This is a genomic window from Nonomuraea spiralis, from assembly GCF_014648435.1.
Lineage (GTDB): Bacteria > Actinomycetota > Actinomycetes > Streptosporangiales > Streptosporangiaceae > Nonomuraea > Nonomuraea spiralis.
Window position 1 is genome coordinate 39,342 of the sequence record NZ_BMRC01000021.1, and the last position, 16,199, is coordinate 55,540.

Below are 16,199 nucleotides of genomic sequence, written 5' to 3' on the forward strand. Positions count from 1 at the left end.
GGCGTCGCGCCATTCGGTGCCAGTGGCACGTCCTCTGTGCGGTCAGTCGGTCAGCCCGGGACGCAGCGCGAGGAGGGCGCCGAGGGTGGCGTATCCGATGACCAGGTGGAAGCCGCCGACCCAGTTCGAGACCGAGTCGCCGAACAGCACGTACGTCGGCACCGTCACCACGGCCCAGCTCTCGGCGACGAGCGGCCACCACCGCAGGGCCCCGCGCCAGCGCCCGGCCAGGGCGACCTTGATGCCGATGGCCATCATGCCCAGCATGGACACCGGCCAGAACACGTCGAGCGCCTGCATCACCGGCCCGTCCTGGAGCCCGTCGGGCAGGACGCCGTGCAGCAGGGACCAGACGGCGGCCAGCCCGAGCAGGACCAGCTCGACCTTGAGCATGACCCTGGCGAAGCGGGAGATGCCCGTCGCCCGGGTCCGGATCTGCACGGCGAGCAGGGCGAAGATGCCGAGCTGGAAGAGCAGCCCGGTCAGGTCGCCGACCCGCTCGCCGAAGCCCTGGGCCTGGCTGCCGTAGACGAAGATGCTGGCGGCCCAGCTGAGGGTGCCGGCGCTGAGCGCGAGGCCGAGCTTGCGCACGGCGGCCGGGCTGATGGCGGGACCGGTGGCCGGACCGGTGCCGGGACCGGTGTCGGGCTCCGAGGGGGTGCCGGAGGGCGGCGGCGTGGTGGGCACGTCGGTGCGGGCCCTCGCGGGGGTGGTGCTGATCTTGGCGTCCACGGGACGGTCCTTCTCCTTCAGGGGATGTCGTGCCTCCAGGTTTCCGGCGGGCCGCCCCGGGCGGGCAGAGCCGCCGGTCCCGGCTTCGGCGGGACTCCTGTCCCGGGACGCGGGGACACGGCGTCGGGTGTAATACATGCCGTGCCAGAAAACGCACGTCTCCCCCTTGCCACGGCGGCCCCGGACACCGCCGCGTCCGAGCCGCCCGCCGCCCGTGACCGGGCCGCCGCCGGGACGGCCGTCCTCGGAGCGGCCGTACTCGGGGTGGCCGTACTCGGGGTCGGGATCGCGGTCGCGACGGTCGTGCTGGACGTCGTGGCCCGCGATGTGCGGTTGCCGGCCGCGTCGGAGCTGGAGGCCGGGTGGCCGGCCGCGCTGACCGGGCTCGCGCAGCTCGTGCCAGGTGTGCTGCTGCTGCGCCGCCTGCCGCGGCATCCGGTGGCCTGGGTCCTGGTCGTGTTCGGGCTGCTGTGGCTGCTGGACGGCCTCACGGGAAGCTGGGCGACGTACGCCGCCTACGTCTCGCCCGGCCTGCCGGGGGCCGCGGCGGCGTACTGGTCCTACTCGCGGTTCGGGGCGTCGTTGCTGCTCGGGCTGCCGCTGCTGATCCTGCTGTTCCCCGACGGCCGGCTCCCGGCTGGACGGGTGTGGCGGGCGTTGTCGGTGACCAGCCTCGTCCTGACCGGGCTGCTCACGGCCCTGCTGGTGACCGCGCCGACGGCGGTGATGGAGCGTTACCACGACCGGACGATGCCGCCGGAGATCGCCCGGCTCGGCCTCGACTTCCTGTCCGTGGACCTGCCGTACGCGTTCTGGGAGCCGGCGCTGGCGCTGGCGTACGCGTCGGTCCTGGTGAGCCTGGTGGTGCCGTTCGCGTCGATGGTACGCAGGTACGTACGGGCCGACGCCGAGCGGCGGGCCCAGATCCGGTGGCTCATGTGGGCCGCGCTGATCGACATGATCGTGCTCCTGCTGCCGCTGTCGTTGTCGCCGCAGATCCCGGCGGTGCTGCTGACGCTGGCCATCGGGCTCACCGCGGCGGCCGTGGTGGTGGCGGTGACCAAGTACCGGCTGTACGACATCGACAGGCTGCTGTCGGCCACCGTCGCCTACGGCCTGCTCGCCGCGCTCGTCGTACTCGTGGACGTGGTGGTGTTCACGCTGGTGGGCAGCGTGCTCGGCGAGCGGGACTCGGCGCTGGCCGCCATCGCGATCGTCGCCGTCCTGTACGCGCCGCTGCGCACCTGGTTGTGGCGGGCGGTGCGCAGGCTCGTACGCGGCTCCAGGGACGACCCGTACGCCGCGGTCTCGACCCTGGCCGAACGGCTGGAGCTGGCCACGGACCCGGACGAGCAGCTGGTCGCGGTGGCGACGACGCTGGCGGAGGCGTTCCGGCTGGCCTACGTGCGGGTGGAGATCGAGCGGCCGGGCGGCGAACGTTCCGTGGTCGAGCACGGGTCGCCGCGCGGGCCGTCGGTGTCGCTGCCGGTGGCCTACCGGGGCGAGACGGTGGGGCGGCTCGTGTTGTGCCGTACCGATCTGACCGAGCGGGACCAGCGCCTGCTCGGCGACCTCGTACGCCAGGCCGCCGCGGCGGCGCGGGCCGTCGAGCTGAGCGCGGACCTCCAGCGCATCCGCGCCCGGCTCGTCCTGGCCCGCGAGGAGGAACGCCGCAGACTCCGCCGCGACCTGCACGACGGGCTCGGTCCCAGCCTGGGCGCGGTGGCGCTGCGCATCGAGGCGGCCCGCAACCTGGCCGGCAGCGCGCCCGAGCAGGCCGACCGCATCCTGGAGCAGACGGCCGCCGAGGTCGGCGGGGTGCTGGCGGACGTACGAAGGCTGGTGCACGACCTGCGCCCGCCCGCGCTCGACGAGCTGGGCGTGCTGCGCGCGATCGAGCAGCAGGCCGGCCGGTTCCGCCCGGCCGGGCTGGACGTGCGCGTCACCGGCGAGGGCCCGCTGGACGCGCTGCCCGCCGCGGTGGAGGTGGCGGCCTACCGTATCGTGTCCGAAGCGCTGGCCAACGTGGCCAGGCACGCGGGCGCGACACACTGCGACATCACGCTGACCGCGCGGGAGGGGACTCTGGTGGTGGCGGTGCACGACGACGGCACGGGCATCGGCCCCGACGTGGCGGCGGGTGTGGGCATGCTCTCGCTGCGCGAGCGCGCGGCCGAGCTGGGCGGCGACTGCCGGGTGACCTGCCCGCCCGGCGGCGGCACCCTCGTCACGGCCCGGCTCCCGATGTCCCCGCCGGAGAACCCCGATGCCTAACCAGGAGCCCGCGTCCGGCGGAGTGCCTGGGGTGCCCTTGTCAGGGGGCGAGCCGATCAGGGTTCTGCTGGCCGACGATCACCCGGTCTACCGGGACGGGCTCGCGCTGCTGCTGGGCTCGATCCCGGGCATCGAGGTGGCCGGGACCGCCGCCGACGGCCCAGAGGCGGTCGAGCGCGCCGCCGACCTGCAGCCCGACGTCGTGGTGATGGACGTCCGCATGCCGGGGCTCGACGGCATCGAGGCCACCAGGCGCATCGTGGCCGACAGCCCGCACGTCGCCGTCGTCGTGCTGACGATGTCGGAGGAGGACGCCACCCTGTTCGCGGCGATGCGCGCGGGGGCCCGGGGCTACCTGCTCAAGGGCGCGGGCCAGGGCGAGATCGTACGCGCGATCACCGCGGTCGCGCACGGGGAGGCGATCTTCGGCCCGGCGGTCGCGCTCCGGGTCGCCGAGTTCTTCCAGGGGGCCGCCGCGGCTCCGGACGGCCCGGCCTTCCCGCAGCTCACGCCACGCGAACGGGAGATCCTCTCGCTGGTGGCGGCCGGACGTTCGAACGCGCAGATCGCCTCGGCCCTGTTCCTGTCGCCGAAGACCGTGCGCAACAACGTCTCCAACATCTTCGCCAAGCTCCACGTCGCCGACCGCGCCGAAGCCATCGTCCGCGCGAGAGACGCCGGCCTCGGCAAATGAGCCGTTCGGGGCTGCGGCACGTCGAAGCCCCCGACCACCAGGGCCATCGTCCGGACACTTCGGAAATGAGCCGTTCGAGGCTGCGGCACGTCATAAGGGTATGAAGAACTGGCGAATCGTGCTCCTGCCGGCGCTCGCGCTGGCCGCCACGGTGTCCGCGGTGCCCGCCGAAGCGGTGACCGCGCAGAAGAAGGTGCTGGTCGAGCTGCGTGAGGAAGGCGGCTACGCGGGGTTGCAGAACCGCGTGACGGTCTACACCGACGGCTGCGTACGGCTCGGCCGCCGTACCGGGCCGGTGGTGGCCAAGTGCCTCATGGGCAAGGAGCAGCGGCAACTGCGCGGCTACCTGAAGGAACTGAAGATCGGCCGGTCCGAACGCCCGCCGCAGGGCGCGGACTTCCTCAGCTACACGCTGGCGTACAAGGGCCACCGTGCCACCCGCTACAACCTGCCCCGGACCTGGAAGCCCGTTGTGGCGCACCTGGACAAGATCCTCGTCAAGTACTGGGCGGCGGACTGAGCAAAGCCCTCCATCAAACGATTGACCAAGAGGGGCGGGCGGAACTACCGTCGGTCGTATGACACCTGCCGACGGCGGACAGCCGGCCGTGATCCTCAAGGCGGCCACCCAGCTCTTCGCCGCGCTCGGCTACGACGGCACCTCCACGCGCCAGATCGCCGACGCGGCGGGGCTGAACATCGCCACCGTCAACTACCACGTGGGCGGCAAGCGCGAGCTCTACCTGACCGTCATGGAACGGGCACACCGGGCGGAGAAGGCGGCGCTGGACCAGGCGCTCGCCCGGCTGCCCGGTGACGACCCGGTCGCCTCCATCCACCGCCTTGTGGACGACTACCTCGACTTCTGCGTGGACAACCCCGAGATCCCCGCGTTGTGGATGCACCGCTGGCTCTCCGACGCCAGTGACATCACCGAGCTGGAACGCCAGTACGTCCAGCCCCTGGTCTCCGCCGTGACCGGCGCGCTACGCCCGGCGGTCGAGGCCGGCGTGATCGACGCCTCGGTCGATCTGGAGTACGCCATGTGGACGGTCATCTGGTCGGTGCACGGCTTCGCCAAGGGCGGCGTCCTGGACGCCGACGGCCGCCGCCGGGGCGCGGGCGACCGGGCCGCGCTGCGTCGCTTCCGCGCCCACCTGCACCTCACCCTCCACCGCACGCTCGCCCTGCCCGGCGACCCGCGATGACCGTCGCCCGGCGGCCCGCGACGCCCCCGACGGGCGCCGACCGGCTCGGCCGCGACCGGCTGCTGGGGTACGGCGTCGGCTCGGTCGGCACCGGCGTCTTCTCCGCCGTGCCCGGCCTGCTGCTGCTCTACTACCTGACCGACATGCTCGGCGTGCCCGCCGCCGTCGCGGGCGCCGTACTGGTCGCGCCGAAGATCTGGGACGTGCTGCTCAACCCGCTCGTCGGCGCCGCCAGCGACCGCGAGGCCGTGCGCACCGGCCGCCGGACGCGGCTGCTGGCGGTGGGCGCGGCCACGTTGCCGGTGGCGTTCGCGCTGATGTTCGCCGTGCCCGGCGGCATCTCCGGCGGCACGGCGGGGGCCGTGTGGTCAGGGGTGGCGTTCCTGCTGGCCGCGACCGCGTTCGCAGGCTTCCAGGTGCCGTACGTGGCGCTGCCCGCGGAGATGTCGGCGAGCCCGGCCGAGCGGACGAGGATCATGTCCTGGCGGGTGGTCTGCCTGACCGTCGGCATCCTGGTCGCCGGCGGCCTCGCCCCCGCCGTGGTGGACCTGGCGGGCGGCGGCAGGCCGGGGTACGCGGTCATGGGCGTCGCGATCGGCGCGGTCATGGCCGCCGCGCTCGTGGCCGCCACGCTGGGCACACGCTGGGTGTCGTCGCGTCCCGGGCCCCGCCAGCTCGGTCCGGTGGCGGCCTTCCGCATGGCCCGGGGCAACCGGCCGTTCTTCGCGCTGCTGGCGGCGTTCGTGACGCAGGCGCTCGGGGTGGCGGTGATGCTGGCGGGCGCGCCGTACGTGGCGTCGTACCGGCTGGGCGACTACGGGCTGACCTCGGTGATGTTCGTCTGCCTGGTGGGCCCGAGCATGCTCGCCGTACCCGTCTGGGCCAGGCTGGCCCGCGCCTATGGGACCGTACGCTGCTATCTGGCCGCCTCGGCCGGGTTCACCGCCGTGGCGCTCGCCCTGGTCCCGGCCATCGCGGCGGGCAGCCTGACCGCCACGCTCGCGCTGACGGCGCTGGCCGGGGTCTGCTACGCCGCGCTGCAACTGCTGCCGCTGTCGCTGCTGCCGGACACCGTGCACGCCGACGCCGTCCGTACCGGCCACGCCCAGGCCGGCGCGTTCACCGGGCTGTGGACGGCGGGCGAGACCGCCGGGCTCGCCCTCGGCCCCGGCCTGTTCGCGCTGGTCCTGGCCGTCTCGGGGTTCGTCTCCGCACCCGTGGAGTCGCCCGTCGCCCAGCCGCCCGGCGCGCTGACCGGGCTGCTTCTCGGCTTCACCGCACTGCCCGCCCTGCTCATGCTGATCAGCCTGCCGTTCGTCATCAGGTACGGCCGGCTCGCCCTCGCCAAGGAGACCGTGTGACCCTCCCCCCGACCGGAAGAACCGTCGAGGACCTGCTGGCCGAGGTGGCCAGCATGAAGCAGCACGACCTGCCGGTACGGGGCGGGCAGGTGACCGCGTACGTCTACGACACCGGCCGGCCCGAGGTGCACGAGGCGGCGGCCCGCGCCTACTTCGAGATGCTGGAGGTCAACTGCCTGGACCCGACGGCCTTCCCCAGCATCGTCGAGATGGAGAAGCAGGTCGTGGGCGCGGTCGCCGACCTGCTCGGCGGCGGCCACGGCGTCTTCACCAGCGGCGGCACCGAGTCGATCATGCTGGCCGTCAAGGCGGCCAGGGACGCGGCCGGACGGGCCGCGCCCAACCTCGTGCTGCCCGTGACCGCGCATCCGGCCTTCCACAAGGCGGCCCACTACCTGGGCCTGCGGGTCAAGGCCGTGCCGGTGGACCTGGAGACGTACAAGTTGCGGGTGGAGGACGTCGCGGCGGCGATCGACGAGGACACGGTCCTGGTGGTGGTCTCGGCGCCGTCGTACCCGCAGGGCGTGATCGACCCGGTCGCGGAGGTCGCCGCCGTGGCGGCCGAGGCGGGCGTGGCCTGCCATGTGGACGCGTGCGTGGGCGGCTGGCTGCTGCCGTGGCTGCGGGAGGCGGGGGCGGACGTGCCGCCGTTCGACCTGTCGGTGCCCGGGGTGACGTCCCTGTCCTGCGACCTGCACAAGTTCGGCTACGCGCCGAAGGGCGCCTCGGTGGTGCTGTTCGCCGACCCGGCGACGCGGCGCAGGGCGTACTTCGCGTCGGCGGCCTGGCCGGGCTACACGATCATCAACGCCACCGTGCAGAGCTCCAGGTCGGCCGGGCCGCTCGGCGGCGCGTGGGCCACCCTCCAGGCACTCGGCCGGGAGGGGTACGTCGAGCTCGGCCGCGCCACGCTGAAGGCGGCGTCCAGGCTCCGGGAGGGCATCGCCGCGATCCCCGGACTGCGGGTCCTGGGCGAGCCCGAGTCCTCGCTGGTGGCCTTCGCCGGCGACGGGATCGACGTGTTCGTCCTGGCCGACGCGGCCCGCGAGCGCGGCTGGTTCCTGCAACCGCAGCTCTCGTACGCCGGGATCCCGGCGAACCTGCACATCACGGTCACCGGCGTGACGCTGGCCGGGGTGGAGGCGATGCTCAAGGTGATCGCCGACTCGGCGGAGACGGCCCGGCGGCGCGGCCCCGCCGCGGTGCCGGACGGCCTGGTCGAACTGATCGCCGACCTCGACCTGGACGCCCTGGACGACGCGACGTTCGCCGAACTGGCCGCCTCGGTGGGCGTGGACCTGCGCCCCGGCGCCGGCCAGCCGGGCATGGCAGTGGTCAACGCCGTCCTGGACGCCCTCCCGGCCGAAACCAGAGAAGCCATCCTCCTCCGCTTCCTGGCAGTCATCTACGGCTCCTGACCGGGTGGTGCGGGGTTTCGATACTTGGGTTGCGAAATAGGCTCGCCTCTGATTACGCTACTCAGGTAGCGAAAAGGAGGCGGGCATGGTGGGACGGCCGCGCAGGAGTGATGTCGACGAGAGCGTGATCAAGGCGGCCACCGAGCTGCTGCTCACCCGCGGCTACGCCGGCCTGTCCCCCGACGAGGTCGCCGAGCGGGCCGGCATCGCCAAGACCACGCTCTACCGCCGCTGGCCGACCAAGGACCACCTGGCCGTGGCGATCGTCAACCGGCTCCAGGACCATGACGAGATCACCGACACCGGTGACATCCGCCGCGACCTGCCGGCGTACCTGGAGAAGATCGCGGCCGGGCTCAACCGGATGCGCGCGGCGGGCCGCGCGCCCGGCGACGACGACCCGTCGGCGGGCACGGTGGCCGAGCTGGTGGCCGCCGCCGCCCGTCACCCCGACGTCGGCGAGCTGGAACGCCAGATGTACGCCCGCCGCAACACCATGGCCCGCGCCCTGCTCGAACGGGCCAGGGACCGCGGCCAGCTACGCGCCGACCTCGACATCGAGGCCCTGTTCGACCAGCTCGCCGGGGCCCTGTACTACCGCGTCCTGATCACCGGCTCCCCCGTGGACCGCGCCTACGCCGAACGCCTCGTGGACACCGCCCTGCGCGGCGCCACCCCCGAGAACGGATAACACCATGTCGCTCATCGACCCCCGCACCACCGCCGTCATCCGCTCCGTGGACGCCGAGATCATCGGCGGCCCGCCCAGCACGGGCCGCATGCTGCTCGACTCCAGCGCGACCGGCGGCGCCCTGAGCACCATGCGCATCACCCTCGGCGAGGGCGCCGACGGCGCGGTCCCGCACACCCACACCACCGCGTCCGAGATGTTCTACGTCCTGGACGGCCGGGTGCAGGTGTTGTCCGGCGACGAGGTGATCACCCTTGAGCAGGGCGACGTCGCCGTCGTGCCGCCGGACGTCGCCCACGCCTTCGGCGCGGCCCCCGGCGCCGAGGCCGACCTGCTGATCGTCATCACGCCGGGCGTCGAGCGGTTCGAGTACTTCCGCCTGCTGGCCCGGCTCAAGACCGGCGAGGCCACGCTCGAAGAGCTGCTGGCCTCGCAGGACCGCTTCGACAACCACTTCCTCGACAGCCCCGCCTGGACGAAGGCCCGCTCGTGAGGGTCAGACCTTGGTGATACGCACGGCGTCGGCGATCACGTAGCCGGTCGCCGAGGTCCACCGGCTCACCCCGACCACGTTGTACGTCCCCGCCGCCAGCGTGTACGTCCCCAGCACCCGCCACGCCCCGCCGCCCGTGCGCTGGTCCACGTTGACGGTCTGGTTGCCGCCCGAGGCCGCCACGATGTGCGGCGCGGAGCCGTTGTACCCCGCGTTGGCCGGATACCAGACCTCCACGCGGTAGCTGCCCGCGCTCGGGATCGCCGCCCGGAACCAGGCCGGGTCGCTGGCCGCGACCGGGTCGGCGAAGCGGTAGTCGGCGCCGTGCGCCTGGGTGGAGTAGGACGAGGTGCCCCAGGACGCGGAGGCCGTGAAACTGGCGTCGGCGTTGTCGATCACGACGCTGAAGCCGCCCGTGCCGCCCGACGCCCGGCCCGCGCTCGGCGCGCTCTCCTGGTGGGTCCTGCTCAGCGCGGTCACGTAGTAGGTGGACGCGCCGCCGCCCGGGTCGGTGTAGGAGGTCTGCCTGGTGGTGGCGATCAGGTTGCGGGCGTCGGCGAAGAAGCACGGATCGGCCGAGGGCGGCGTGCCGGCCACGCGGTAGACCGCGTACGCGGTGCCGGAGCCGGTCCAGGTGAGCTGGACGCCGTTCGAGCCCGCGGTGGCCGAGGTGATCGAGGGCGCGGCGGGCGCGGCCCCCGAGCCACGGGAGGGCAGCAGGGCGGGCTTGGCGTAGTGGTCGGTGACGAGCTTCGTGATCGCCCCGATCCGGTCGGCCTTGACGTCCTTGGCGCTGAAGTAGACGTCACCGGCGATCTCAGGATGTTTCCTGTTGTCGTACAGGTGGTCGCTCAGCTCGGCCGGGTCCTGCCAGGCGGCCTCCTGGCCGGAGGCGCCCGCCCGGTAGGCGGCCTGCCCCACGACGAGCTGCACGCCGGTGCCGCGTACGACGTCCGACCACCACGCGGTCAGCACCTCGTAGGCGGCCGTGGAGAACCCGATGTGCCAGTAGATCTGCGGCGCCAGGTAGTCGATCCAGCCCTGCTTGACCCATTGGCGGCTGTCGGCGTAGATCGCGTCGAAGGACTGCAGGCCGGACGTGCGCGAGCCGAGCGGGTCGGTCGAGGAGTTGCGCCAGATCCCGAACGGGCTGATCCCGAACGACACCCACGACTTGGCGGTGTGGATGCGCTGGCCGAGCTCGCGGACGAGCAGGTTGACGTTGTCGCGCCGCCAGTCGGCGATGTTGGGGAACGCGCCGCCGTACTGGGCGTAGGCGGCCGAGTCCGGGATGGCCTGGCCGCTGACCGGATAGGGGTAGAAGTAGTCGTCGAGGTGCACGCCGTCCACGTCGTAGCGGGTGACGGCGTCCATGATCGCGTCCTCGATGAAGTCGCGTACCGCCGGGATGCCGGGGTTGTAGTAGAGCTTCCCGCCGTAGGCGAAACGCCAGTCGGGGTGCTGCCGCGCGGGATGCGTGGAGACCAGCTTGGACGGGTCGTCGTTGTTGGCCACCCGGTACGGGTTGAACCAGGCGTGGAACTCCAGGTTCCGCGCGTGGGCCTCGCTGACCATGAACGCCAGCGGGTCGTAGCCCGGGTTGGTCCCCTGGGTGCCGGTCAGCCACTGCGACCACGGCTCGTACGGGGAGGGCCAGAACGCGTCGGCCGTCGGCCTGACCTGCACGATCACGGCGTTCATGCGCTTGGCGACGGCCAGGTCGAGCCAGGCCCGGAACTCGGCCTGCTGGGCGGAGACGCTGAGCCCGGTACGGCTCGGCCAGTCGATGTTGGCGACCGACGAGATCCACATGGCCCGGAGCTGCCGCTTGGGCGTCGCGGGGTCGGTCGCGCAGGCGACTGCGGAGGTTGTGGAGGCGGGGGCTGCGGAGGCGGGGGCGGGGGCCACGGCGGTGACGACGGCGGTGACGACAACGGCGGTGAGCGCCGCCAGGACGGTACGCAGGAGCGCGGTCACGAAGGGAAGTTTCAGCCCCTTGACTGCAAAGCGCAATAGTTTTCAGGGGCCCAACTTTCAGGCCACCTGTTCGCCAACGGGCGGAAAGTTTCACCTAACACGTCTGTAATGTCAATTATCGACATTGTGTCAGGGGTGACGTACGTTGGGCCGCATTCGGCGGCCAAACGCGGGTCGGGCTTCCGCGCCCGCGTTCCATCCGTCACCCCCCAACGAGGAGCATCCCCATGATTCTCGCCCGCACGCGATTAGCTGCCCTCGCCACCTCCGCCCTCACCGTCGCCCTGATCACCGCGGGCCAGCCTGCCGCCCAGGCCGCCAGGGAGCCCGCCCTTCCCGCGGCGTTCGCCAAGGCCGCCGCGGCCAGCGACGTGCCCCGCGACCTGCTGGTCGCCCTCGCCTACGCCGAGACCCACCTCGACGACCACCAGGGCAAGCCGAGCGCCAGCGGCGGCTACGGCCTGATGCACCTCGTCAGCAACCCCACGAACCACGCGCTGGAGAAGGCCGCCGAGCTGACCAGCCTGCCGGTCGAGAAGCTGCGCTCCGACAACGAGTCCAACATCGTCGGCGGCGCGGCCGTGCTCCGCTCGTACGCCGACGAACTGGGCCTGGACGACGCCGCCCGCAAGGACGCCGGCCGCTGGTACCAGGCCGTCGCCAAGTACGGCAACGCCTCCTCGCCGGAGACCGCCCGCCTGTACGCCGACTCGGTCTACGAGCAGCTCGGCCTGGGCATCAAGGCCAGGGGTGTGACCGTCAAGCCCCAGGAGGTCACCGCCGACCGCGGCGAGTACGCCAACGCCCCCGACCTGAACGCGCGCTCCGACGTCGGCGTGCTCAGCACCGACTACGGCCCGGCCGCCTGGGTCCCGGCCAGTTCCAGCAACTACACCGCCTCCAGCAGGCCGTCGAGCTACGCCATCGACCGCGTGGTCATCCACGTGACGCAGGGCTCGTACGCCGGGACGATCTCCTGGTTCCAGAACTCCGCCGCGCAGGTCTCGGCGCACTACGTCGTCAAGTCCTCCAACGGCGCCATAACCCAGATGGTGCGCGAGAAGGACGTCGCCTGGCACGCCGGCAACTGGACGTACAACACCAGGTCCATCGGCATCGAGCACGAGGGCTACGTCAGCGATGCCTCGTGGTTCACCGACGCCATGTACCGCGCGTCGGCGGCCCTGACCAAGGCCATCTGCGACAAGTACGGCATCCCGAAGGACCGCGCCCACATCATCGGGCACAACGAGGTCCCCGGCGCCGACCACACCGACCCCGGGTCGTACTGGAACTGGACCACGTACATGAACTACGTGACCGGTGGCGGCACGCCTTCGTGGTCGGCCACGGTGGACAACACCACCTCCGGCAAGTTCACCGCCAGCGCCAACTGGGGCACCTCCGCCTACTCCAGCCAGCGTTACGGCGCCGACTACCGCTTCGCCGACCCGGTCGCCTCCAGCGACCCCGCCTGGTACCAGGCCGCGATCCCCAGCGCGGGCACGTACAAGGTGGAGGTCTGGTACCCGGCCGATCCGGGTTACAACAGCTCGGCGCCGTACATCGTGGCGGCCTCGGGCGGTAACCAGACCGTCTACGTCGACCAACGGTCGGGCGGCGGGAGCTGGCGCAGCATCGGCACCTTCTCGTTGAACGCCGGCACCTACAACGTCGTCGGCATCAGCCGGTGGACCGCCGGCACCGGCCTCGTCATCGCCGACGCGGTCCGGATCAGCAAGGTCTGAGCAGGCCGGACCACCCGAAAGCCGGCTCACACCCTCGCCCCCGGGGGTGTGAGCCATTTCACTTTGCCAATCATGTAATCGATTTCATAAGCTGCCGTGTAATCGATTACACGGAGGAACGATGGCAAGGATCAAAGATGTCGCCGCGCAGGCCGGTGTCTCCGTCGCCACGGTCTCCCGCGTGCTCAACGAGAACCCCTCGGTCAACGAGGAGACCCGGCGCCGAGTCTACGACGCGATGAACCAGCTCAACTACGTGCCCAACGCCGTCGCCCGCTCCCTGCGCACGACCGCGACGAGGACCATCGGGCTGATCATCGGCGACGTCCTCAACCCGTTCTTCACCGAGCTGGCCAGGAGCGTCGAGGACGAGGCCAGGCGCGAGGGCTTCACGGTCGTCATGGGCAACGCCGACGAGCGCGCCGACCAGCAGGACCACTACGTGCGCACGCTGCTGGAGCAACAGGTCGACGGCCTGCTGATCTGCCCGACCGCCGAGGTCACGCCGCTGGTGCAGCAGCTCGCCGAGGCGGGCCGGCCGGTGGTGTTCCTCGACCGTACGATCTCCGGCCTCGACGTGCCCTCCGTACGCTCCGACGGCTCGGCCGCGATCGGCGAGCTGGTCCGCCACCTGCGCGAGCAGGGCCACCGCCGGATCGCCCTGGCCTCCGGCCCCGCCACCCTGTCCACCGGACGGGAGCGCACGGCCGCCTTCGCCGCCGCGATGACCGCCGAGGGCCTGGAGGTACGCCCCGAGTACGTGCGCCCCGGCGACTTCCGCGAGGGCAGCGGCCGGCGCATCACCGCCGAGCTGCTCGACCTGCCCGAGCCGCCCGAGGCCATCTTCTTCGGCGACAACCTGATGACGCTCGGCGGGCTGGAGGAGATCCAGTCCAGGGGCCTGCGCATCCCCGCCGACGTGGCCGTGGCCTCCTTCGACGACGTGACCTGGTTCAAGCACACCGCGCCGCCGATCACCGCCATCGCCCAGCCCACCGCCGAGATGGGACGCCTGGCCGTGCGGCTCGTGATCGGCCGCATCCAGCGCGGCCAGGCGGCCGACTCGCACGTCCTGCCTGCGCACCTGGTGATTCGCCGATCATGCGAGCGGAAAGGGATCATGGAGTGAGCGCGGAGATACTCAAGGCCGAGGGCCTGCGCAAGGTCTTCCCCGGTGTGGTGGCCCTCGACGGCGTCGACCTGAGCCTGCGCCCCGGCGAGGTGCACGTCCTGCTGGGCGAGAACGGCGCGGGCAAGAGCACGCTGATCAAGATCCTGTCCGGCGCGTACCGGCCGGACGGCGGGCGGGTCAGCGTGGACGGGCAGCCGGTGGACATCCGCGCGGCGGGCGACGCCCAGCGGCTCGGCATCGCCACCATCTACCAGGAGTTCAACCTGGTCCCGCAGCTCACCGTGGCCGAGAACCTGGCGCTCGGCCGGCCGCCGCGCCGGTTCGGCCTCGTGGACAAGAAGCGTATGGAACGGCAGGCCAAGGCGCTGCTCGACCGCGTCGGCGTGGATGTCGACCCGGCGACCCCGGTCTCCCGGCTCGGCATCGCCCGCATGCAGATGGTGGAGATCGCCAAGGCGCTCGCGCTCGACGCCCGCGTGCTCATCATGGACGAGCCCACCGCCGTGCTCACCACGGGCGAGGTGGCCAAGCTGTTCACGATCGTCCGCCAGCTCCGCGACGAGGGCGTGTCGATCGTGTTCATCACCCACCATCTGGAGGAGATCGCCGAGATCGGCGACCGCGTGACCGTGCTGCGCGACGGCAGGTCGGTCACCGAGGTCCCCGCCGACACCCCGCAGGACGAGCTGGTCAGGCTCATGGTGGGCCGCCCGATCGACCAGCAGTTCCCGCGCCAGACCACCGAACGCGGCGAGGCGCTGCTCAAGGTGTCCGGCCTCGGCCGCAGGGGCGTCTTCGACGACGTGACGTTCGAGGTGCGCGCGGGCGAGGTGGTCGGGGTCGCCGGGCTGGTCGGCGCGGGCCGCACCGAGGTCGCGCGGGCCGTCTTCGGCGCCGACCGCTACGACGCCGGCGAGGTCGTCGTCCGCGGCAACCGTCTGGCGCCCGGTGACGTGCACGCCGCCATGGAGGCCGGGCTCGGGCTGGTCCCGGAGGACCGCAAGGGCCAGGGCCTCGTGCTCGGCGCGGACGTGGCCGAGAACCTGGGCCTGGTCACCATGCGCGCCGCCACGCGCGCCGGCTTCGTCGACCGCGCCGGTCAGCGAAGGGCCGCGGCGAAGGTGGCCGAGCAGCTCGGCATCCGGATGACCGGCCTGGACCAGGAGGTCCGCACGCTGTCCGGCGGCAACCAGCAGAAGGTCGTCATCGGCAAGTGGCTGGTCGCCGACGCGGGCGTGCTCATCCTCGACGAGCCGACCCGCGGCATCGACGTCGGGGCCAAGGTCGAGATCTACCAGCTCATCAACGCGCTCACCGCCTCCGGGCACGCCGTGCTCATGATCTCCAGCGATCTGCCGGAGGTGCTCGGCATGAGCGACCGCATTCTGGTCATGGCCCGCGGCAGGCTCGTCGGCGAGCTGCCCGCGGCCGGGACCACGCAAGACGACGTCATGGCCCTCGCGGTCACGGATGTGGAGGGTCCCCGTGCCAAGTAGCACCGTTCCGAACAAGCTCACCGGGCGCCGGTCGCCCGCGGCGGCCTGGTTCGCCGAGAACGGCGCGCTCGCCGCGCTCGTCGTGCTGGTCGTGGCGCTGTCGTTGTTGTCGTCCGACTTCCTCAGCGTGACGAACCTGCTCAACGTCGGCGTCCAGGCGGCCGTGACCGCGATCCTGGCCTTCGGCGCCACGTTCGTGATCGTCACCGGCGGCATCGACCTGTCCGTCGGCTCGGTCGCCGCGCTGTCGGCGATCGTGCTGGCCTGGACGGCCACCAGCGCCGGGCTGCCGTGGCCGGTCGCCGTCGTGGTCTCGCTGGCCGTCGGCGTCGTGTGCGGCCTGGTCAACGCGGCCCTGATCGCGTACGGCAAGCTGCCGCCGTTCATCGCCACGCTGGCCATGCTCGGCATCGCCCGCGGCCTGGCCCTGGTGATCTCGCAGGGCAGCCCGATCGCGATGCCCGACGCGGTGTCCCACCTGGGCGACACGCTCGGCGACTACCTGCCGATCCCGGTGCTGGTGATGCTGGTCATGGGCGTGATCGCGGCCGTCGTGCTCAACCGCACGTACCCGGGCCGGGCCATGTACGCCATCGGCGGCAACGAGGAGGCCGCCCGGCTGTCCGGCATCAAGGTCAACCGGCAGAAGCTCATCACGTACGCGCTGTCCGGCGTGTTCGCGGCGGTGGCCGGGATCGTCCTGGCCAGCCGCCTGGCCTCGGCGCAGCCCCAGGCCGCCGCCGGCTACGAACTGGACGCGATCGCAGCCGTCGTCATCGGCGGCGCGAGCCTGTCCGGTGGCAAGGGCAGGGCGCTCGGCACCTTCGTCGGCGCGCTCATCCTCGCCGTCCTGCGCAACGGGCTGAACCTGCTGTCCGTCTCGGCGTTCTGGCAGCAGGTCGTGATCGGCGTGGTGATCGCGCTGGCGGTCCTCGTCGACACCCTGCGGCGCAGGGGAACGAACTAGGAAAAGGA

The 16,199-nt window shown here is 72.2% G+C and carries 14 protein-coding genes; 12 read left to right on the top strand and 2 right to left on the bottom strand.

Annotated elements, in window-relative coordinates; translation table 11 throughout:
* Positions 1-42: 42 nt before the first annotated feature.
* Positions 43-732 carry a hypothetical protein gene (locus IEZ27_RS37715; protein ID WP_189651656.1) on the bottom strand — a complete coding sequence of 230 codons (690 nt, stop codon included), beginning with the start codon at positions 730-732 and terminating at the stop codon, positions 43-45.
* Between the two features lie 141 nt (positions 733-873).
* Between IEZ27_RS37715 and IEZ27_RS37720 the strand changes: the two genes are divergently transcribed.
* The 8 genes from IEZ27_RS37720 (at position 874) to IEZ27_RS37755 (ending at position 8,871) form a co-directional block, all read left to right on the top strand.
* Positions 874-3,006, top strand: a complete 2,133-nt coding sequence (locus IEZ27_RS37720; RefSeq protein ID WP_189651657.1) for a sensor histidine kinase — start codon at positions 874-876, stop codon at positions 3,004-3,006.
* Between the two features lie 31 nt (positions 3,007-3,037).
* Entirely contained in the window at positions 3,038-3,700 is a 663-nt protein-coding gene (locus tag IEZ27_RS37725) for a response regulator transcription factor (protein ID WP_229824714.1), read from the top strand.
* Positions 3,701-3,800: 100 nt separating this feature from the next.
* Positions 3,801-4,220, top strand: coding sequence for a hypothetical protein (locus IEZ27_RS37730; protein ID WP_189651659.1), 420 nt, complete (start codon positions 3,801-3,803; stop codon positions 4,218-4,220).
* Positions 4,221-4,278: 58 nt separating this feature from the next.
* On the top strand, positions 4,279-4,908 hold the full coding sequence (locus IEZ27_RS37735) for a TetR/AcrR family transcriptional regulator (RefSeq protein WP_189651660.1): 630 nt from the start codon (positions 4,279-4,281) through the stop codon (positions 4,906-4,908).
* On the top strand, positions 4,905-6,269 hold the full coding sequence (locus IEZ27_RS37740) for an MFS transporter (RefSeq protein WP_189651661.1): 1,365 nt from the start codon (positions 4,905-4,907) through the stop codon (positions 6,267-6,269). The genes IEZ27_RS37735 and IEZ27_RS37740 overlap by 4 nt, the downstream gene beginning before the upstream one ends.
* Positions 6,266-7,687, top strand: a complete 1,422-nt coding sequence (locus IEZ27_RS37745; protein ID WP_229824715.1) for a pyridoxal phosphate-dependent decarboxylase family protein — start codon at positions 6,266-6,268, stop codon at positions 7,685-7,687. The genes IEZ27_RS37740 and IEZ27_RS37745 overlap by 4 nt, the downstream gene beginning before the upstream one ends.
* An 85-nt stretch (positions 7,688-7,772) precedes the next feature.
* Entirely contained in the window at positions 7,773-8,378 is a 606-nt protein-coding gene (locus IEZ27_RS37750) for a TetR/AcrR family transcriptional regulator (RefSeq protein WP_189651662.1), read from the top strand.
* Positions 8,379-8,382: 4 nt separating this feature from the next.
* A complete protein-coding gene (locus IEZ27_RS37755) occupies positions 8,383-8,871 on the top strand; it encodes a cupin domain-containing protein (protein ID WP_189651663.1) in 489 nt (162 codons plus the stop codon).
* A 3-nt stretch (positions 8,872-8,874) separates the two neighbouring features.
* On the opposite strand, the gene IEZ27_RS37760 is transcribed toward IEZ27_RS37755, so the two are convergent.
* Positions 8,875-10,848: a family 10 glycosylhydrolase gene (locus IEZ27_RS37760; RefSeq protein WP_189651664.1), complete on the bottom strand. Its 1,974-nt coding sequence runs from the start codon at positions 10,846-10,848 to the stop codon at positions 8,875-8,877.
* Between the two features lie 227 nt (positions 10,849-11,075).
* Between IEZ27_RS37760 and IEZ27_RS37765 the strand changes: the two genes are divergently transcribed.
* The 4 genes from IEZ27_RS37765 (at position 11,076) to IEZ27_RS55370 (ending at position 16,191) form a co-directional block, all read left to right on the top strand.
* A complete protein-coding gene (locus IEZ27_RS37765) occupies positions 11,076-12,596 on the top strand; it encodes a golvesin C-terminal-like domain-containing protein (protein ID WP_189651665.1) in 1,521 nt (506 codons plus the stop codon).
* Between the two features lie 121 nt (positions 12,597-12,717).
* Positions 12,718-13,725, top strand: a complete 1,008-nt coding sequence (locus tag IEZ27_RS37770; RefSeq protein ID WP_189651666.1) for a LacI family DNA-binding transcriptional regulator — start codon at positions 12,718-12,720, stop codon at positions 13,723-13,725.
* Positions 13,698-15,224: a sugar ABC transporter ATP-binding protein gene (locus tag IEZ27_RS37775; protein ID WP_189651667.1), complete on the top strand. Its 1,527-nt coding sequence runs from the start codon at positions 13,698-13,700 to the stop codon at positions 15,222-15,224. The genes IEZ27_RS37770 and IEZ27_RS37775 overlap by 28 nt, the downstream gene beginning before the upstream one ends.
* A complete protein-coding gene (locus tag IEZ27_RS55370; RefSeq protein WP_308427334.1) occupies positions 15,214-16,191 on the top strand; it encodes an ABC transporter permease in 978 nt (325 codons plus the stop codon). Before IEZ27_RS37775 ends, IEZ27_RS55370 begins: the two co-directional genes overlap by 11 nt.
* The last annotated feature ends 8 nt before the right edge of the window (positions 16,192-16,199 follow it).